At 37.2% G+C, this 19,521-nt stretch carries 16 protein-coding genes, 1 other RNA gene and 1 riboswitch; of the genes, 4 read left to right on the top strand and 13 right to left on the bottom strand.

From position 1 onward, the window contains the following. Positions 1–176: 176 nt before the first annotated feature. The 3 genes from V7068_RS18025 to V7068_RS18035 form a co-directional block, all read right to left on the bottom strand. The gene (locus V7068_RS18025; protein WP_499713921.1) at positions 177–1,487 is read right to left on the bottom strand and encodes a nucleobase:cation symporter-2 family protein; all 1,311 of its coding nucleotides are present in this window, start codon (positions 1,485–1,487) and stop codon (positions 177–179) included. Continuing rightward, positions 1,480–2,079, bottom strand: coding sequence for a xanthine phosphoribosyltransferase (locus V7068_RS18030; RefSeq protein ID WP_127761119.1), 600 nt, complete (start codon positions 2,077–2,079; stop codon positions 1,480–1,482). The genes V7068_RS18025 and V7068_RS18030 overlap by 8 nt, the downstream gene beginning before the upstream one ends. Before the next feature lie 157 nt (positions 2,080–2,236). After that, a riboswitch (purine riboswitch) is annotated at positions 2,237–2,337 on the bottom strand. Positions 2,338–2,605: 268 nt separating this feature from the next. Continuing rightward, positions 2,606–4,126, bottom strand: coding sequence for a carboxypeptidase M32 (locus V7068_RS18035; RefSeq protein WP_499713922.1), 1,521 nt, complete (start codon positions 4,124–4,126; stop codon positions 2,606–2,608). A gap of 188 nt (positions 4,127–4,314) precedes the next feature. On the opposite strand from V7068_RS18035, the gene V7068_RS18040 reads away from it, so the two are divergent. From V7068_RS18040 to bioA, 3 genes are read left to right on the top strand one after another with little or no spacing between them, the layout of a single operon-like run. Continuing rightward, complete coding sequence (locus tag V7068_RS18040) at positions 4,315–4,911, top strand: biotin transporter BioY (protein WP_127761121.1); 597 nt, start codon at positions 4,315–4,317, stop codon at positions 4,909–4,911. Positions 4,912–4,946: 35 nt separating this feature from the next. Next, positions 4,947–5,666 carry a dethiobiotin synthase gene (gene bioD / locus V7068_RS18045; protein WP_499713923.1) on the top strand — a complete coding sequence of 240 codons (720 nt, stop codon included), beginning with the start codon at positions 4,947–4,949 and terminating at the stop codon, positions 5,664–5,666. Beyond that, on the top strand, positions 5,650–7,035 hold the full coding sequence (bioA, locus tag V7068_RS18050; protein WP_499713924.1) for an adenosylmethionine--8-amino-7-oxononanoate transaminase: 1,386 nt from the start codon (positions 5,650–5,652) through the stop codon (positions 7,033–7,035). The genes bioD and bioA overlap by 17 nt, the downstream gene beginning before the upstream one ends. Positions 7,036–7,170: 135 nt before the next feature. Here the strand turns inward: bioA and V7068_RS18055 are convergent, their stop codons facing one another. The 10 genes from V7068_RS18055 to V7068_RS18100 all read right to left on the bottom strand — a co-directional run bounded on the left by V7068_RS18055 (position 7,171) and on the right by V7068_RS18100 (position 18,902). Beyond that, entirely contained in the window at positions 7,171–9,090 is a 1,920-nt protein-coding gene (locus tag V7068_RS18055; RefSeq protein WP_499713925.1) for an ATP-dependent DNA helicase, read from the bottom strand. 217 nt (positions 9,091–9,307) lie between these two features. Beyond that, positions 9,308–9,508 (bottom strand): cold-shock protein, encoded by a 201-nt coding sequence (locus tag V7068_RS18060; RefSeq protein ID WP_119115303.1) that lies wholly within the window; start codon positions 9,506–9,508, stop codon positions 9,308–9,310. A 186-nt stretch (positions 9,509–9,694) separates the two neighbouring features. Further along, positions 9,695–10,834: a THUMP domain-containing class I SAM-dependent RNA methyltransferase gene (locus V7068_RS18065; RefSeq protein WP_499713926.1), complete on the bottom strand. Its 1,140-nt coding sequence runs from the start codon at positions 10,832–10,834 to the stop codon at positions 9,695–9,697. A 12-nt stretch (positions 10,835–10,846) separates the two neighbouring features. Beyond that, a complete protein-coding gene (locus V7068_RS18070; protein ID WP_499713927.1) occupies positions 10,847–12,925 on the bottom strand; it encodes a putative bifunctional diguanylate cyclase/phosphodiesterase in 2,079 nt (692 codons plus the stop codon). 171 nt (positions 12,926–13,096) lie between these two features. Beyond that, an RNA gene (gene rnpB / locus V7068_RS18075) (RNase P RNA component class B) lies at positions 13,097–13,485 on the bottom strand. A gap of 73 nt (positions 13,486–13,558) precedes the next feature. Further along, the gene (gpsB, locus tag V7068_RS18080; RefSeq protein ID WP_499713928.1) at positions 13,559–13,873 is read right to left on the bottom strand and encodes a cell division regulator GpsB; all 315 of its coding nucleotides are present in this window, start codon (positions 13,871–13,873) and stop codon (positions 13,559–13,561) included. A gap of 201 nt (positions 13,874–14,074) precedes the next feature. After that, positions 14,075–14,623 carry an SLOG family protein gene (locus tag V7068_RS18085; RefSeq protein WP_499713929.1) on the bottom strand — a complete coding sequence of 183 codons (549 nt, stop codon included), beginning with the start codon at positions 14,621–14,623 and terminating at the stop codon, positions 14,075–14,077. A gap of 60 nt (positions 14,624–14,683) precedes the next feature. After that, positions 14,684–15,121, bottom strand: coding sequence for a CotD family spore coat protein (locus tag V7068_RS18090; RefSeq protein ID WP_499713930.1), 438 nt, complete (start codon positions 15,119–15,121; stop codon positions 14,684–14,686). A 237-nt stretch (positions 15,122–15,358) separates the two neighbouring features. Next, positions 15,359–16,621 carry a ribonuclease H-like domain-containing protein gene (locus V7068_RS18095; protein ID WP_499713931.1) on the bottom strand — a complete coding sequence of 421 codons (1,263 nt, stop codon included), beginning with the start codon at positions 16,619–16,621 and terminating at the stop codon, positions 15,359–15,361. 34 nt (positions 16,622–16,655) lie between these two features. Next, positions 16,656–18,902: a DEAD/DEAH box helicase gene (locus V7068_RS18100; RefSeq protein ID WP_499713932.1), complete on the bottom strand. Its 2,247-nt coding sequence runs from the start codon at positions 18,900–18,902 to the stop codon at positions 16,656–16,658. Positions 18,903–19,034: 132 nt separating this feature from the next. Between V7068_RS18100 and V7068_RS18105 the strand changes: the two genes are divergently transcribed. Beyond that, positions 19,035–19,505, top strand: coding sequence for an Hsp20/alpha crystallin family protein (locus V7068_RS18105; protein WP_499713933.1), 471 nt, complete (start codon positions 19,035–19,037; stop codon positions 19,503–19,505). The last annotated feature ends 16 nt before the right edge of the window (positions 19,506–19,521 follow it).

Genomic DNA, 19,521 nt, shown 5'->3' on the forward strand with positions numbered 1-19,521 from the left:
ACATACATTTTCTTCACTGCATAGCGTTTGACAATGTAAACAATATTTCTTCTCCATCTCGGCTCACTTACTTTCTCTCTATATATTATTTACAGTATATGCAAGAGAAGAGAAGATATTGACAAAAAAAACTACCTTCCTAACTCAAATTCGAGTTAAGAAGGTAGTTCTTTATATTAAGCCGCTTTCTTCACTTCTACAGGAGCCTGTTTCTCTTTTTTCGATGGAATCATATTAAACACAATATTCAGAACAATAGCTGTTAAACTACCAGCAACAATTCCACTATCCGTTAAAACCTTCATACTCTCTGGAACTTGAGAAAATAAACCTGGAACAACGGAAACACCTAGACCCATTCCGACAGAGCAAGCAATAACTAATAAATTTCCTTGTGAATTAAAATCTACTTTACTTAGCATTTTGATACCAGCTGCTACTACCATACCGAACATAGCGATCATTGCTCCACCTAGAACAGCAGAAGGAATGATCGTTGTAAACGCACCGATTTTTGGCATAAACCCAATTACAATCATAATACCAGCTGCTGTAAAAATAACATTCTTCGATTTAGCACCCGATAATTGAATTAAGCCAACGTTTTGCGAAAAAGCTGTATACGGAAAAGAATTAAATAATCCACCGATAATCGTTGCAATACCTTCTGAACGATATCCGCCAACTAAATCTTTTTCTTTAATGTCTTTACCCGTAATTTCTCCTAATGCGTAATATACACCTGTTGATTCTACTAAACTAACAATAGCTACTAATGTCATAATAATAATAGCTGTCACATTAAAGGTAGGTGTACCAAAGTAAAACATATCAGGCATGTGTAGCCACGATGCATCCTCTACTGCTTTAAAGCTTACTTTTCCCATAAAATAAGCAACAATTGTTCCACCAATCAATCCGATTAAGATCGAAATAGAACGAATGAAACCAGTAGAAAACTTGTACATAAGAAGAATAAAAATCAGCGTTCCAAAAGCTAAACCAATATTATCTAACGCTCCAAAATCAGGTGCTCCTTGTCCGCCCCCCATATTATTAATCGCAGCAGGAATTAACGTAAGCCCGATAATCGTTACAACGGAACCTGTTACAACTGGAGGGAAGAACATTGCCAATTTTCCAAAAAAATTACTAATTAAAAGGACAATCAATCCAGAAACTAGAATAGAACCATAGATAGATGTAACCCCATACTGACTTCCGATTGCAATCATAGGACCTACGGCTGTAAATGTACATCCTAATACAACAGGAAGACCAATTCCAAAAAATTTATTTTTCCAAACTTGAAGCAGGGTAGCAACTCCACACATTAAAAGGTCAATCGAAACTAAATACGTTAATTGCTCAGCGGTTAACTTTAAAGCTCCGCCGACAATTAGAGGAATAACAGCCGCTCCTGCATACATCGCAAGAACATGCTGTAATCCTAGTGAACCAACCTTCATCGGTGACTGTTTAGACATGAGCAGCGGCTCCTTCCATTTCTTCTGCAAAAGTAATTTCGCCTTTTTTCAATGCTTGAATTCGAGCAAGCGATTCCACTTGGAAACCTTGATCTCGTAATTCCTTGCCTCCATCTTGGAAAGCTTTCTCAATGACAATTCCAATACCAACAACTTCTGCATCGACTTGGTTACAAATATCCACTAAGCCTCTTGCCGCTTGACCTACCGCGAGAAAATCATCAATAATTAAAACTTTGTCTCCTGGGACAATATACTTATTAGAAACCGTAATAGTATTTGTTTCTTGTTTCGTGAACGAGTGAACAGAAGAAGTGATTAAATCTTCCGTTAACGTCAATGATTTACGTTTACGAGCAAAGATTAGAGGTACATCTAATGTTAATGCCGTCATCACACCAGGACCAATTCCTGACGATTCAATCGTTAACACTTTTGTAATCTCTTTTCCCTCAAATCTCTTTGCAAATTCTTCCCCCATTTTTTTCATAAGCACGGGGTCCATTTGGTGATTCAAAAACGAGTCCACCTTCAAAATTGTTTCCGAAAGAGCTTCTCCTTCGTTTAAAATCTTTTCCTTTAAAAGCTGCATAAAGCTTCCTCCCAATCTAGGATGTTTATCTGTTAGCCATCTAGGCAAATATCACGATTTTGAACTATGCAAAAAGCCCGGGAACGATTGTCTGTTAAAGTGAGACAATAGTTCTCGGGCTTCTACGAATGTGGATACATTCATCATTCGTGATACACAAGATTTATTTCCCACTCATAGTCGGATTATTTACGGTAATCCGGTAGAAACTTGTGGGCCAATCCCCACGATTATACGAGCGAAACTATTAGATGCAATACATGCATTATAGCAACGTTATACACTTTTGAAAAGCTATTTTCCAAGAAAAAGACGAACTTATTTTCCGAATACGAATTCATCGTTCGTATTTTTTGAAAATTACAAATTTATTTCTATAGTTTAATTCTACAGAACACTCCCGATAGTTACTTCAACTATTATACATAAATTTGTCCGTTAGAAGCTATGTACTTAAAATCGAGAGACTGTATAATATGCCTAATCATCAATAAAAGCCTTGGCGTCCAAGGCTTTTGTTGATGATTCAATTCAATTTATAGACATCCCTATATTTATCCTCTAAATAGGAAATCAAGTATTGTGCATTTAGACCTTCTCCTGTCGTTTCCTTCAAAATGTCTAATGGTTTCTTCATTTTCCCATACTGATGGATCCGTTCATTCAACCATTGCTTAATTGGTTCGATGTTACCGCTTGTTAATAGCTGGTCATAATGAGGCAAGTCTCTCAATATTGTTTGTTTCATTTGAGCTGCATACATATACCCTAGTGCATAAGATGGGAAATAACCAAAACTTCCGTCAGACCAATGCACATCTTGTAAAACACCTACTCCATCATTGTCTGGCACAATCCCTAAATATTCTTCATATTTATCATTCCATACTTTCGGTAAATCTTTTACTTCTAATTCACCATCAAATAGCGATTTTTCAATTTCATAACGAATCATAATATGAAGAGGATATGTAAGTTCATCCGCCTCTACTCTAATGAGGGAAGGCTTCGATTCGTTAATGGCTCGGTAGAAGCTCTCCAGTGATACACCGGCAAATTGTTCCGGAGCGTATTTTTGTAACAACGGATATTGCTTCTCCCAAAAATACTTATTTCGACCAATGAAATTCTCAAAAAATAGCGATTGCGATTCATGAATTCCCATCGAAGTCCCGTCATCTAACAATGTTCCTGTTAACGCACTTGAGATATTTTGTTCATAAATTGCATGACCACACTCGTGAATCGTTCCGAATATGGCTCCACGAAAATCATATTCATCATAGCGAGTCGTCACCCTCACATCACCGCGATTAATCCCTGTCGCAAATGGATGAACTGTTTCATCTAGTCGTCCTGAATCAAAGTCATAGCCCAGTTGCTTTAGAATGTCTAAACTAAATTGTTTTTGCTTTTCTTTTGGAAAATATTTATACAAAAATGATGTATCTGGTTGATGCGAGCTCATTGAAGTTTGTTTAACAAGCGGTACAATCCTTTCACGCAGCTCAGCAAATACTTGATCTAATACGTCAACCGTCATACCTGGTTCATACATATCTAATAACGTATTATACTTATAGCGTTCATATCCCCAATATTTAATGAATTTTCTTGTACAAGCAACAATCTGTTCTAAATACGGTTGAAATAAAGAAAAGTCTGCTTTTTCACGAGCCTCTTCCCAAGCGCTTGTCGATTTAGATTGTAAGATGACAAATTCCTTATATTCATCCATTGGAATCTTTTTATTACGTTCATAATTTTTTTTACATTCTTCTACCATTCTTTTTGTTACTTCTGATAATTGAGCTTGGTTATCCTTTGCTGAAAGCGTTGCAATAAAGTGAGCCATTTCCTTGCTCGTACCCATTTTAAACACTTCAGATGACAACATCCCAATAACTTCTGAACGCTGTTCGACCCCTTTTTTTGGAGCTCCTGTACGTAAGTCCCAATAAATCACAGAAAGTGCCTCATGATAGGCAGCGATTTTTTTTATATATTCTAAAAATTCTCGTTCAACCTTATCGATTGCAATAGCCACTTTGCTATTCCCCCTTTCAATCCTTTTAACTTTACCATATTATGTGAAGTCCATAAATAATCATACTTTTTCTATTAATTGATTTATGGTAAAAACATCCCCACTCAAATTGTAAACCTAATTATTTTTAGGTTGACATTATAAAATGAATAGTGCAAACTAAAATGCAGTGAAAGGGGGTGTTTTATGTGAGGGCAAAAACATTGGCCTATATTTCTTTATTTACCGCTCTAACAGTTGTCGGAGCCTATATTAAAATTCCAATCCCGTACATACCATTCACACTCCAAATTGTGCCTGTTTACCTTGCTGGTGCTTTATTAGGGCCTCGTATCGGTATGTTAAGTCAAATTTGTTACGTAACAATTGGACTTATTGGAGTACCTGTTTTTGCTGAAGGAGGCGGTTTCGGTTATATTTTCAAACCTACATTTGGTTACTTATTAGGTTATATTGCCGGCGCTGCATTAAACGGATATCTCATTCAAAAACTACAATTACAAAAGATATTTTCTATTTTTTTAGCTAATGCAGCCACACTTTCGGTCGTATACCTATTTGGTTGTGCATGGCTTTATGGTTCTATGAAATGGATTATAGAAAAACCTTTATCCATTCAAGACACTTTATTCTTCGGCATGATTTTACCAATTCCAGGTGATTTATTACTTTGTGTTATATGCTCTATCTTAATTTATCGACTAAAACCTCAAATTCGACGTTTTATATTAGATTCACAGGCAGCTCAGCCGACAGAGAATAAACAGAAAACAAACTACTTGTAAGAGTGCATTACTTGATAGAAAAGGAGATAAAGAGAGTGGGACAAGCTTATTTTATAACCGGGACAGGAACCGATATTGGAAAAACAATGGTAACGAGTTTCTTGTATAAAACACTGAATCAATTAGGCGTTAAAACAATGATTTGTAAACCTTTTCAAACTGGATATAGAGAAGATATACAAGGTTATCCAGATCTCCATTGGTTTGAAACGGAATTAGGAGTAGAGAATTCAGGAATTTATCAACTTAAACCAGAAACATCTCCTCATCTCGCAATCCGATTAACTCAGCAAGAAATTGATATCCAACGGATTTTAAATCGAATTCAACAATTACAAAAAGAGTTTGATGTAGTCCTTGTAGAAGGAGCTGGAGGATTGGCTGTTCCACTAATTGAACAAAAAACAGGTTTTTACATGACAAAAGATTTAGTAATAGATGCAGATTTGCCGATTATCGCTGTCTCCCCTAGTGGGTTAGGTGCTATTCACGACGCTTTGACTACTTTTACATATGCACAAGCATGTCAATTAAACATCCAATCTATCATCTTTAATCGGTTCAATCATACGAATGAGATTCATCAAGATAATGTGCAAACAATTGAAAAATTAATAGCTGTTTCACCGCTTGTTTGTTTGCCAAATTTCGAAAATATACATACAGAAATGGACCAACTCATTGAAGAACTGGTTCAAAATAATCATTTTGTCACACAAATTCAGGAGGTGTTTAATTGTGTCCTACACAAATAAACAATTAGAACAATGGGATAAAGAATATGTTTGGCATCCATTCACTCAAATGAAATCGTATATTCAAAATAACCCATTAATTATTGAAAAAGGAAAAGGCAGCTACCTCTTTGATATAGAAGGAAAAGCTTACTTAGATGGATATGCCTCTCTTTGGGTCAATGTACACGGTCATAGTGATCCTGAGCTCAATTCAGCGCTGCATGAACAAATCGAAAAAATTTCTCATTCTACATTACTTGGTTCAGCAAATGTGCCATCTATTTTACTCGCAAAAAAACTAGCAGAAATCACTCCAGGAAACTTATCTAAAGTGTTTTACTCAGATACAGGGTCAGCGTCTGTTGAGATTGCCTTAAAAATTGCCTATCAATACTGGCAAAATATCGATTCAGAAAAATATAAACATAAGAACAAATTTATTTCTCTTGATGAGGCTTATCATGGAGACACGATTGGAGCAGTCAGCGTTGGAGGAATGGACTTGTACCATCGAATTTTCCAGCCGCTTTTATTTGAACGAATTGCAATCCCTTGCCCGTATACCTATCGAATGGATGAAATCGGCAATGAAGAAGAAGTAAAACGCTATTGCCTGCACAGACTTAAAGAATTGTTACAGGCAGAATCAGAGCATATTGCCGGGTTAATTATCGAGCCTTTAGTCCAAGGAGCAGCTGGTATGATTACGCAGCCACATGGATTTTTGAAAGAAGTGGAAAGATTATGCCGAGCGTATGATGTATTGTTAATTTGCGATGAAGTAGCCGTAGGATTCGGTCGGACCGGAACTCTTTTTGCTTGTGAACAAGAACAGGTAGTACCTGATATTATGTGTATTGCAAAAGGCATTACAGGAGGCTATATGCCATTAGCTGCCACAATTGCAAGCGATAAAGTATATAATGCCTTCTTAGGAAATCCTGAAGAACAGAAAACGTTTTATCATGGCCATACATATACAGGAAACCAATTAGCCTGTTCGATTGCCATAAAAAATATCGAATTAATTGAACAAAGAGAACTAGTCAAAAATATTCAAATAAAAGCAAAAGCATTTAGTCAATATTTATCTAAACTTTACGAGCTTCCAATTGTCGGCGATATTAGACAGCGCGGATTAATGGTCGGAATTGAAATTGTGAAGAATCGGAAATCGAAAGAAACATTTTCTGTTCATGAACCAATTGTTAATCAAATTATTATGATAGCTCGATCAAAAGGATTAATTATTCGTGAACTAGGTCCCGTTATTACGATGATGCCAGTATTAGCTATGAAACAAGAAGAACTACAGCAAATGGTTGATATTGTCTATCAATCCATTGAAGAAGCCATGAGTCACTATACATCTGTCCAACACAAATAAAATGAAAAACCCTCTTATTATAAAGAAGGCCTTATTATAGAACGTTGTTGATTTTTGACTCATTTTATCAAAAATATTGTTTAACAAAGCCTAAAAAAGTCAAGGCGGCTTATATGATCCGCCTTGACTTTTTTTCTAGGCTTGTACTTTTGTCGGTAAAACAGAAACAATTTTTTCAACTACAGCTGGCTGCACATCTTTTTCAAGTAAAATATGTACAGAACCTTTATCTTCACTCGTTCGAATTAAACGGCCAATCCCTTGTCTTAATCGTAATAACATGTACGGCATATCTACTTTTTCAAACGGCTCATCTACCGCTTTTCGTTGCGCTGTGAAAACCGGGTCATGAGGCGGGAACGGCAAAGAGAAAATGACGACATTTTCAAGCGATGCTCCTGGTACATCCAACCCTTCCCATAAATGATAGGAAAGCAGAACAGACTGCTCTTCTTCTTGAAATTTTTTCACAAGTTCACTGATTTCTGCATCTCCCTCAAAATAAAACGGATAGCTGCTTTCTGAACAGTGTTTACGGAACCATTGCAATTCTTCCTTCGATTGAAAGAGAACAAGTGTCTTTCCTTCATTTTCCTCAATTGTTTTCAACGTATACTGCAGCTTATCTTGTCCTTGACTTTCTTCAAAAGCAGGCATATAAATACTCATTACCTCATCGTAATCAAATGGAGATTCGACAGAAAAACTTAAGTAATCTTGAATCCCAAGACTATCAGCAATATACTCAAACGATTGATTATCCGATAACGTAGCAGATGAGAAAATATATGGAAGCTGTTTATTAAATACTTGCTCAGCTAAAATATCTTTTACAAGACGCGGCATAATAACGAGCGTTTTCGTTTCAGCATTTTCTTCAAACCACGTAATCGCTTGTTCGTTCCTAGCAAACAGCGATAACGAATACCCGAGTTGTTCTAAATATTCTTCAACAACATTCAAATCATACTCATTAATCGTATACATTTCTGCTTCAAATACTAAACTTTCTTCCAGCTTTTCAATTTGCCGCTGAAATGTAAGAGCAAAACTCGTTAATTGTGTCGATGAAGGAATTTCATAGCGATTTGAACCGCTAACATGAATCGCCTTTTCTTTTAAAAGGTAAAAGAATTCTTCATTAAGATCAATTAAGTCTTCAATCATAAATAAAGTTTCTTCACGAACTTGATTCGCAGATAAAAGCTCTAGCACTGTTTCTAGTGTTTGCTCACCAATTTTATACGTAAGTGCTTTTTGAGCAGATAATTCTAGTAAGTGACCTTCATCAAAAACCACACAGCTATGCTCAGGCAACAATGGCAATTGACCTTCTCGTTTACGCTTCTCCTTTGTCCATACATGTTCCATGAAGAAATCATGAGAACAAATAATAAGATCTGCTGCTTTTCGATAATAGTCACGTGATAATGTTTGTCCACAACGATGACGCTTATCGCAAGTAAAGCAGTTTTGCAGCGCATCCCAACCAACTTCCCCCCAGTCTTCATCATCTAAATATGGATATTGCTTTCGATCTCCATAAGGAGTATAGGAAGTCATGGATCCATGATCATGTACAAAGCTAGGTAATTCATCATACAATCGATCAATCCCTTCTGAATCGATATGATTGATTGCATGATCCAGTTTCTTCAAGCACACATATTGATCATGATATTTCGCTAAGCGTACATCCATCGTAATACCAAGAGCATCCTTAATCTTTTGAATGTCTCCTTCTTTTTTAACAAGCTGTTCAATCAGCGTCTCATCTGCACAAGATATAATCGCCGGTTTATTCGTATAACGCGCATAACAAAGCGCATACAGTAAGTACACAAGGGTTTTCCCTGTTCCAACCCCCGCTTCAGCAAAGCTTATCTTCTTTTCCTTAAATGCTTTTTCCAATTGAAAAGCCATAAAAACTTGCTCATCACGTAGCTCAAAGCCTTTATCGGGAAGAATATCGTAAAAAACATCACCGATCCATTCGGAAAGTTTATCATAAAAAGAATCTTCTTTAGTAACTGGAAAAGGTAGTGTTTTAAGCATTTTTGTCTCCCCTTTGTTTAACATCTTCTCTATTTTTTATAAAGGAACAGTCAATTATTCCTATGTAGTATATATTCTAAGACAAATTTATATTATCCTTTATTTTTTTAAAATGGTCAAGATTTTTACATAATTGGACGCTAAACAGTATTATGGATTAGCAGCTTTACATAAAAAAACAGACTCCCTAATTGGAGAGTCTGTCTGTGTTTTAGAATTAAGCTTTAGTAACGTTAGAAGCTTGAGGTCCGCGTTGACCTTGTTCTACTTCAAAAGTCACGTCTTGTCCTTCTTCTAATGTTTTGAATCCTTCGCCTTGGATTGCTGAGAAATGTACGAATACATCGTCTCCACCTTCACGTTCGATGAATCCAAAACCTTTTTCTGCGTTAAACCATTTTACTTTACCTTGTTCCATTTTTGTTGCCTCCTAGTGCGCTTACGACACATTGTATTACTATCCTTGCTCATGAAATATTAAGGGCTTTCCTTAAACCTAGAACAAAAATAATTCTTCTTTAGAATAGCAGAAAAGGGAATGATAAGCAAGGTTGGAACGAATTATCAAACGCCCATAACCATATTTTTTACAAAAATTGTCCTATCACTCTTTACGCGGCGGACGTTTCCCCCAGTACTGATAATAATCTGTGCGAATAAATCCGTTAAAGAGTTTACGCTTCTTCGTAGCTGGTTTACCATACAGTCGCTCAAAGTCTGGATGAGATGTGATGATATAGATCGACCATGTATCCAGCTTAGCAAAGGCTTGCCCCATTTCTTGATACATCTTTTCGACCGCTTTCTTCTCTCCAATCCGCTCTCCATACGGGGGATTGCCGACAATCACACCATATTCCTTCTTCGTTGAAATATCACGCACTTGCATTTGTTTAAAATCAAGGAGATCACCAAGTCCCGCTTCGACACTATTCGCCTTCGCAATCTCAACCATTCGGTGATCAATATCAGAACCAGAAATATCTAGCGGTTGATCGTACTTTGCTAAATCTTCAGCTTCTGTACGTACGTCATCCCAAATTTTCGCATCAAACCAGCCCCAACTTTCTGATACAAACTCACGATTAAAGCCTGGTGCAATATTTTGCCCAATTAAAGCCGCTTCAATCGGAATCGTTCCTGAACCGCAGAACGGATCGATAAATGGTTTATCCGCATGCCAATTGGTTAACATGATTAAAGCTGCCGCCATTGTTTCTTTTAGCGGAGCTTCACCTTGTCCGCTGCGATATCCCCGCTTATGTAAACCCGCCCCAGATGTATCAATCGTTAACGTGACGATATCTTTTAAAATCGCTACCTCAATTTTAAAGAGGGGACCACTTTCCGTAAACCACGATACTTGCTTATATTTATGCTTTAAGCGGTCAACGATAGCCTTTTTAACAATCGCTTGACAGTCCGGCACACTGTATAAAGTAGATTTAACAGATTTTCCGCTAACAGGAAACTCCGCATCCACCGATAAATAATCTTCCCAATTTAATGCTTTCGTTTTTTCAAATAATTCATCAAATGTAGTTGCCTTGAATTCGCCCACTTTAATCTTAATCCGATCGGCGCTTCTTAGCCAAAGGTTAGAGCGCGCAATCGCAGCCGCATCTCCCTTATATATAACTTTCCCATTGTCTACTGTACATTCGTAGCCGAGATTACGCACTTCCTTGGCTACAACAGACTCTAATCCCATTGCCGATGTGGCAATGATATCAAATGATTTCATTTTATATAGCACCTACTTTCCGCTTAACATGTCCGGATTCCACATTTCTAAAAATTGCACTAGCTCTGGAAAAGGGATCGGTTTAGATAAATAAAACCCTTGAATAATATCACAATTCTCCTGCTCAAGAAAGTCTAATTGTTTTTTATCTTCGACTCCCTCAGCAATAATATCTAGCTGTAGTGTTTTAGCCATCGTAATAATTGCTTTGATAATGGCCGCATCCCCTTTAACCGACATTAAATTTCGAATAAAGCTTTGATCAATTTTTAATGTATCAATTGGAAAGCGATGAAGATAGCTAAGAGATGAATAACCTGTACCAAAATCATCAATCGATAATTTCAGACCCATTCGCTTAAGCTTCACTAACTTATCAATGGAATCCTTTGCATTAGGCATAATCATACTTTCCGTTAATTCTAAGTCTACATTATATGGATTAATGTTTGTATTTTGAATAATTTCACTTACCCTTTTCGAAAAATCACTTTGACTAAAGTGCACGCCTGAAATATTAATCCCGACTTTAAGATTAGTATACCCCGAAACATGTAATCGTTTAACCTCTTCACAAGCTTGATTAATAACCCATTCACTAATTGGAATAATCAATCCTGTTTCTTCAGCTATTGGAATAAATTCCCCTGGAGAAATATAGCCCAATTCTGAATGATGCCAACGTAAAAGCGCTTCCACTCCAGTGAGATGTCCGGTCTTCAAAGAAGCTTGCGGCTGGTAATACAGCATTAGTTCATCATTCTCTATCGCTTTTCGCAATCCATTTTCAAGAATGATACGCCTTGACTTATTAAAGGGCTGCAGTTCTTCATAAAATAATTCAAAGCTGCTTCCGCCATTCGCTTTTGCTTTATGCACCGCTTTTTCTGCATTTTTAATCAATACCTCTACGCCATCACCATCATGTGGATATAAGGAAATACCAATGCTCGTCGTCGCATACACTTCTTGATTATCAAGTAAAAAAGGTTGCTCCAAAGCCTGTATAATATCCTCTGAAATTTGAACAGCTTCCCTCGCATGCTTAATATTCGGCAAAACGATGACAAATTCATCGCCGCCAAAACGTGCAATTAAATCTTTATTTTTTAACATCCCTTTAATACGAGAGGCAACTTTTTTTAATAATAAATCTCCATAATTATGTCCTAATGTTTCGTTAATCACTTTAAATCGATCTAAATCAAGAAATAAAACAGCAAGCAATTGATTATATTTATTAGCTGTTTCAATCAGTCGCAGCAACTCCTGAAATAATATATAACGATTCTTCGTACCTGTTAATGCATCATAATTGGATAGCTTTTGAATTTGTTTTTCTTTTTGCTTGCGATCTGTAATATCAGAAAATACAGCTACATAATTCGTTACACGGCCATACTCATTGGAAACAGAACTAATCGTGAGCCATTCGGGGAAAATCTCACCATTCTTTCTCTTATTCCAAATCTCCCCTTTCCAATATCCTTTTTCATGAACATCCTTCCACAACGCTTGATAAAAATCAGCTTGATGATAACCCGATTGCAAAATATTCGGGTTTTTTCCGAGCACTTCCTCTTCTAAATACCCTGTTACGATTTCAAATGCAGGATTAACAGATAGAATTTTTCCTCTGTGGTCGGTGTATAACACGCCTTCTTCAATGTTTTCATATATTTTTCTAGCAACTAATAGTTCTTGCTCTGCTCTACTTTGAAAAGAACTATTCTCAAAAGTAACTAAAAAAAGCTGTGTCGATTGACCGATCTCAGTTTTACTAATTTTAATCTTACTCGTATAATGTTCTCCATTCTTTCGAACCATATCGAATGAATTAATATGATAAACTTCCTTCTCTAGTGCCTTGCGAATCGATAAATAGTCTTCTCTATTCGATAACAAGGACGAAAAAAATACCGTATGTAATTCAAACCCTGAATACCCCGTAATAATCTCTGCTGAGCTATTAGAGTCGAGAATTTTTCCATCTTGTGAAAAAACAAGTGCGCCTTCTTCCATTTGTTGCAGCGCAGATTGTAATAAAGAATAAATATCTGGAATAGTGATTTTAGATTGTATGTCTGTCACTTCCTTCAAACCCCCGATTTAATTTACACTTCTCCTTATAATAAGCGATTTTACTTATTTCGTGTAGAGGTTTAAGTACATTTACCTACTCATTTATGAAAGTTTAGCCAACAGACAAAAACTCCCCTTATTAAAAGGAGAGTTATAGGTTGCCATTCATGTATGAAGACGTTTTATAAGCCATGTTTTGTTCCTCAGTACTGCAAACGACTTATCATCTCGTACTTTGGTGGTAATCATCTATCTACAGAAACAATTGCTTCTGTCCTTCTTCTCGTTCATTTCCAAGAAAGAAAGCGCCCCTACCATAATTTGGGTTTCTCGCTCGTGGGGTTTACCGCGTTCCACCCTTTCTATTTCTAGAAAGGCTACGTCACTGTGGCACTTTTATAGGTATTCATGCCATATCCAAAATGGACTTAGGCATTTTCCCAGCCGTCAACAGTTCAACTGTTGCCCAAGCTTATTTTTTCGCCAGGCACGAACACTACGGGCATCGCAGCCCGTGCGAGCATGGACTTTCCTCTATAGCAAAAATGCTACAGCAATTACCCAAACGTCAACATAAATAATTATACCCAATTTCATAATAAAAAACAATAGAAATTAATGACAGACTAAAAAACTCAGTTCCTAGTCAAACAATTTACTGCCAAAAACGTGTTTCTCTAGATTGGATAGACGTTTCAAAATATCAAAGTTTGTTGTCCCTGGAGACGTGCTTTGTACAGGCTGTGCCGGGCGTTGGGGTGTAACAGCCTCCGCTTGTTTCTTCAATTTGAGATTTTCCTGCCTCAAGTCTTCAATTTCTTGATGAAAGGCTTCATAATCTTTTATAATCAAATCTAAAAACTGATCTACATCTTCTGGTTTATAACCGCGCATAGCTGTTTTAAAATCTTTCTCTAAAATATCTTTAGCCGTTAATTTGATCTTATCAGATAGCATAAGATTTCACCTCAATACTTTCGCTAATCATCGAATTTGATTATATTTTTTCAAATCTTTACGGATTTGTCAACGAAACTTATCATTTTTACGTCAGGTTCTGTAAATAATATTGTTGATTTTTGGATCATTTAATCCAAAATCGCATAAATCAACAATATTCGTCACCGGAGCTTTACGTGAAACAATGTACGCTAACGATTAATCTGTCCACTCGCTTTCTTCAGCGGCCTGCTGAAGGTCATCTAAACTAATAACCAAAATCGGATATTCCTCCTGTTCATGCCGCTTGAGCGCGGCGAAATAAGCAAACTTCGGTGACCCTTCTTTTTCTACATCATAAATAATCAGCATAGCGTCACTTTTTTGAATCATATACTCATTTTTAATACGTAATTGCTGCGGCCCTTCGTAAGGCCTTTTAAAAATAGCGTCCACAAAATGAGCTCGTGCCAGTATCGATTCATAATAGGCTCGATTTACCTCATTCCACGATTCTTCTTGCTTTAAAAATGGTAATAAAACACCAAGTTTGATATCGAAATATTCCTCTTGCAATTCAAAAACAACCTCAGCTGTCCATAATTCTATTCCTAGCTGCCCAGAAATAATGACCCATTCCAGCCCTTCTTCCACTAAAGGTTGCAGACGATTTCTAATCGCTTTTTTTATATATTTGACCGCTTCATGATCATTCTTAAAAATACCAAATTCAAAAGCTTTATAGCCTGTCACATACAAAACCTTCATTACATACTTTACATCCCCTTCTTATGTATGGATATAAGGGCAACGTTGCCCCTATATCAATTAAAATCCAAATGGTCTCGGTGGACAACACGGAGGCGGCGGGCAACATACCATTTGTTGATTAAAGCACTGATTTACAACCGATTGTGTTTGAGGAAAATAATGTTGATGCGTAAACACATGCTTATTGACAGTCGTTGTATGTGTTGGATGAACATGTGGAACAACCGTATTCATTACATTTGTTTTCACTATTTGTTGAGTTGGTGAAACTTGTGCCGGAGCAACTTGTGTTGGTAAAGTTTGAGGCGGCATAGGACCAAATTGTGCTGGCGAGACGTTAGTTGGCATAGGGCCCATTTGTGCTGGTGAGACTTGTGTTGGCATAGGGCAAGGTGTTGGTGGAAAATAAGGTGCCCCTCCCATCGCAGCACCTGCAACGTTTGTAGGTGCCTTGCCAGGAAATGGTTTAAAGCCGCCCGAGTTACGATTAAACATATAAAAGCGTCCCCTTTCGTCTTAGTTTTGCCTTACACTTACAGACTATGAAGCGAAAGGTACACGTGTACTGATGAAAAGACCTAATTTTTCCTCATAAGAAAGAATAGAAACTCTCCTTAAACGTTGTCAAAACAATAATCGTTAGGCAAAGGACAACAAAAAATAAAACTAAAGTCGTTTTATACATGCTTCCAATCTCCACTTTCTTTCTATATATTTCAATACAGTAAAGTGTTAACCATCATGATTTCGTTTACGTTTTAGACGACTGATTCTTCTTTCAAGATCTTCTTGCCATTTAGACACACTTTTCTTTGTTATGATGTTCTCTATTTCCTGCAAAGCTTTTTCCGTATACTCAAGAGCCGAAGCAACGTCCTTAAATTGATGTTCGTGTAACTTTGCACATTCAATACTCGCTTCTATTCGTTGCTGCGAATTGCCATGGTTCACAATCTCTTGCCAAAGATCCAGGGCCTCTTGAAACTGCTTATGACGTTTTTTTTGAAAAGCAAGAGCATGACTAGCAGTTAACCGATCTACATTACTTCCTGATTTTCTCACTGCTTCATACGTTGAAACAGCGCCTTCTTGTTCCCCAATGTAATCAAGCCAGCGAGCTACTTTAATAGATTCATCAGTGTGCCCATCCATTTGTAAAATTTGTCTCGAAATATGAATGTACAAAGAAATCAGCGATAAAATATCTAACTCATTATGCTTCAAAATTCCAAATAAAATTTCTGGATCCTTCCGCTCAACGAAATCAAAATAAATCATTGGAGCTAGATAACCAGGGATATCATTTACTCGTTCAACTCCAAGAATATCTGTTTCAACAACGGATAATTTAACTCGCTCTAATTGATCTTTCCAAAGTCGTCTTGAAGCATGATACAAATCAAAATGACCAAACTCCGGAAGCTTCGGCACATGCTCTTTAATGAGCGTATGCTGTGTCGTTAACTGTGGCCAATCAAAAGATTTACCATTATAGGTAACGAGTGTTTCATAATTAATTCGCTCTAAAAAACTTTGATACAGCGGAATTTCATGACCTGGCTGCGGCAAAATGTGCTGTCTCACAATAACTTCTGTTTCCGTTACATAGGCATACCCGAGCAAAAAAATCGTATTTCCTGCACCACCGCTAAGCCCTGTTGTTTCAGTATCAAAGAAGAATAAATCTCCACTATCCAGCCCTTCCCCAGATAGAGGGTGATCAAAAGACACCGCGTTCCACTGTTTCATAATAGTTTGTAATTGTGAGAAAGAGTAACGACCATGCTGATAATCAAGCGGATAGCGGACTTCGCGAATAAAACAATACGATCCATCAAAATAATAACAGCTTGTATCATTTTGACGCCATTTATCTTCATATGGAATGTCGACTTGATGGATTGCTTTTTCTTCCGACTTTTTCTGAAGTGGATTCTGCTCCACCTCTCTATTCATATGCGGCTTAAGACGATTTAATTTCGATTTTAATGACAAAATATCATACACCTCTATTTACTGATTTAAATGATTAAAACTGCTTGAGCAGATCAATACATGCTTGCTTCACATTCATACCGTCTAGTTCCATCCCAACACATGATGGACAACCGTTCTCACATAAACATTGACTGATTAAATGTACAGCTGCTGCTCGAATGTCATCAAATCGTTTGTACACATCCTCCGCCAAACCAATTCCACCCGGGTAATGATCGTATAAAAAAATCGTTGGTAACCCAGTGTGATTCGCTTTAATTTGGGAAACAACATGGATATCTTGTCGATCACACATCACATGAATCGGGACAATATGCTGAAGCACATGAGCAATACCTAACAATAATTGCTCGAGCACTTTCTCCCCTATCCCTTCGTCTACTTCTCTTAATTCAAACCATGTAGAACTCGTATGCAATTCTTCTTCAGGTAAATAAATAGGGCCCGAACCGATATTTTCAAATGTCGTCAAACGAATTTTTTTAAAAATAGTCGGGAGCATATTAACAGTTACATCACCATAATGAATCGCTGTCTGTTTCCGATTTACCGATCGATCAATCTCTAATACTTTAAGCTGAACAGCCAAGTTGGCATCCGTATAGTATTCTACATCTACTTTTTTAACGTACGCTTTTTTATGCTCCCAATCTAGCTTTTCTACTTGATACTGAATGCCCTCATGTAAATAAATCGCTTCATCATGCAACAGTGTCATTGCACTAAAACGATCCATTTCCCCGATAATGGTTACGTTCGCGACATCTGATTGGTCAATAATGACGACATTTTCCTGAGAAGCGGAACGCAAACTAATATTGGTCGCTGGAAAAGATTGATTAGCCCAATAAAACTTGTCACCATTTTGGTGTAGTACACGCTCCTCTACTAAATATTCTAGTAGTTCATCTACTTCTAGCAAGCCAAACGATTCTCCTGTTCGAAAAGGCAATTCATAAGCCGCACATTTAAGATGATCTACGAGAATAATGAGATTTTCGGGATTAATTCGTGCATATTCTGGTGAACGATCAAAGAAGTAATCAGGGTTTTGCACAATATATTGATCAATTGGAGTAGAGCTCGCAACCATAATAATTAACGCTTCATCATGCCGTCTTCCTGCTCGTCCTGCTTGCTGCCAAGTACTTGCTACGCTTCCTGGATATCCCGTCATCACACATACTTGCAGCTGACCAATATCAACACCTAGTTCCAACGCATTCGTACTAACAACTCCGATAATACTTCCTTCTCGAAGTCCTTTTTCAATTTCTCGTCGCTGCTTCGGTAAATATCCTCCGCGATACCCTCTAATCGATTTGGAACCAAGTTCTTTTTTTACTAGCTCTTGTAGATGGCTTAAAATAATTTCTACTCGTACTCTACTTCTTGCAAAAACAATCGTTTGAATATTATTTTGTAAAAATTGCTTGGCTAAATGATTCACTTCAACCGTTGCACTTTTTCGTATATTAAGCGGCTGATTCACAATCGGGGGATTATAAAAAACAAAGTGCTTCCGGCCGCTTGGCGCCCCATTATCATCGATTAATCGCATCGAATGACCTGTTAATTGTTCAGCCAATTCTCTCGGATTCGCAATCGTCGCTGATGTACAAATAAAAACCGGATTGCTCCCATAAAACTCACAAATTCGTTTTAAACGGCGGATTACATTCGCAACATGACTTCCGAATACACCTCGATACGTATGTAATTCATCAATAACAATATATTTTAGATTTTCAAATAAGCTCACCCATTTGGTATGGTGAGGAAGAATCGCTGAATGAAGCATATCTGGATTAGTAATGACAATGTGTCCTGCTTTTCGAACTTTTTGTCGGATAGCAGGTGATGTATCTCCATCATAGGTAAAACTTTTAATATCGATTCCCATCTCATTAATGATGTCATTTAATTCACTTTTTTGATCCTGAGCTAGTGCTTTCGTAGGAAAAAGATAAAGAGCTCGATTTTGATTATTTTCAGCAATCGCTTGTAGAACCGGTAAGTTGTAACAAAGTGTTTTTCCAGACGCTGTTGGCGTAACAGCCACAATATGTTCCCCTTTTTGAACGGTTTGAAAAGCGCTATATTGATGCGTATATAATCTATCGATTCCTCGCCTCTTCAAAGCCGCCTGAATACGTGAATCTACTTCATCCGGCAGCGCTTTCGTCCGCGCTTCCTTCGGTTCTATTTCATGCCAATGAATAATTTGCTCATTTGTTCTTAATTCCTTAATTACATCAGAAAGTGATTTCTTCTTCATCTCCGTTACACCCCTTATTTGTACAGTGTAACGAAGATTCATTCAGATGACTAGATGTATGATTAACCATTCACCCTTCCCGTTAGGTTGACATAGGTTATAGGTGAAGAATTAATCGAAAGGAGCAGTGCGATGACCTCTTCTGATAAAAAAAACAACGGTAACCACCTGTCTCGAGAGCCTTTTTCACAATTTATGCATACGATGGACCGTCTCTTTTCAGAGAAGCCTGTAAAGGGAATGCTGCAATCACTTGATGACTTCTTCGGCTCTATGAGAGAACGAAGCTTTCCTATAGAGTTTTTTAATAAACCTACTTATTATCTGATTACTGCATCCCTTCCAGGAATTAAAAAAGAGCAAATCAACATTGAACTATTGCCACAAGCTGTGACAATTACGATTACACATACACAAAGTGAAACACTTGAACATCCTTCCTCCCGTTTCTTTCAGCGAAAACAAGGAACTAGTACAGTAACTAGAACCATTCACCTACCTACCCCTATTAACGAACAGAGCGTCACTGCTTCTCATCGTGATGGAATTCTCCAATTGAAGCTGCCTAAGTTAAAAGGAAACAAAATTAATATTCATGAATAAAAGGCAGAGGTTTATG

It is taken from the genome of Bacillus sp. JJ634, assembly GCF_036962285.1.
In the GTDB taxonomy this organism is placed as follows: domain Bacteria; phylum Bacillota; class Bacilli; order Bacillales; family DSM-1321; genus Peribacillus; species Peribacillus asahii_A.

Bases quoted from the DNA above. Each gene is read 5' to 3' on its own strand.
- V7068_RS18030 (WP_127761119.1), bottom strand. From the start codon at position 2,079: ATGCAGCTTTTAAAGGAAAAGATTTTAAACGAAGGAGAAGCTCTTTCG.
- V7068_RS18090 (WP_499713930.1), bottom strand. From the start codon at position 15,121: ATGTTTAATCGTAACTCGGGCGGCTTTAAACCATTTCCTGGCAAGGCA.
- V7068_RS18105 (WP_499713933.1), top strand. From the start codon at position 19,035: ATGACCTCTTCTGATAAAAAAAACAACGGTAACCACCTGTCTCGAGAG.
- V7068_RS18085 (WP_499713929.1), bottom strand. From the start codon at position 14,623: ATGAAGGTTTTGTATGTGACAGGCTATAAAGCTTTTGAATTTGGTATT.
- V7068_RS18060 (WP_119115303.1), bottom strand. From the start codon at position 9,508: ATGGAACAAGGTAAAGTAAAATGGTTTAACGCAGAAAAAGGTTTTGGA.
- V7068_RS18100 (WP_499713932.1), bottom strand. From the start codon at position 18,902: ATGAAGAAGAAATCACTTTCTGATGTAATTAAGGAATTAAGAACAAAT.
- V7068_RS18065 (WP_499713926.1), bottom strand. From the start codon at position 10,834: ATGAAATCATTTGATATCATTGCCACATCGGCAATGGGATTAGAGTCT.
- V7068_RS18055 (WP_499713925.1), bottom strand. From the start codon at position 9,090: ATGCTTAAAACACTACCTTTTCCAGTTACTAAAGAAGATTCTTTTTAT.
- V7068_RS18025 (WP_499713921.1), bottom strand. From the start codon at position 1,487: ATGTCTAAACAGTCACCGATGAAGGTTGGTTCACTAGGATTACAGCAT.
- gpsB (WP_499713928.1), bottom strand. From the start codon at position 13,873: ATGCTATCTGATAAGATCAAATTAACGGCTAAAGATATTTTAGAGAAA.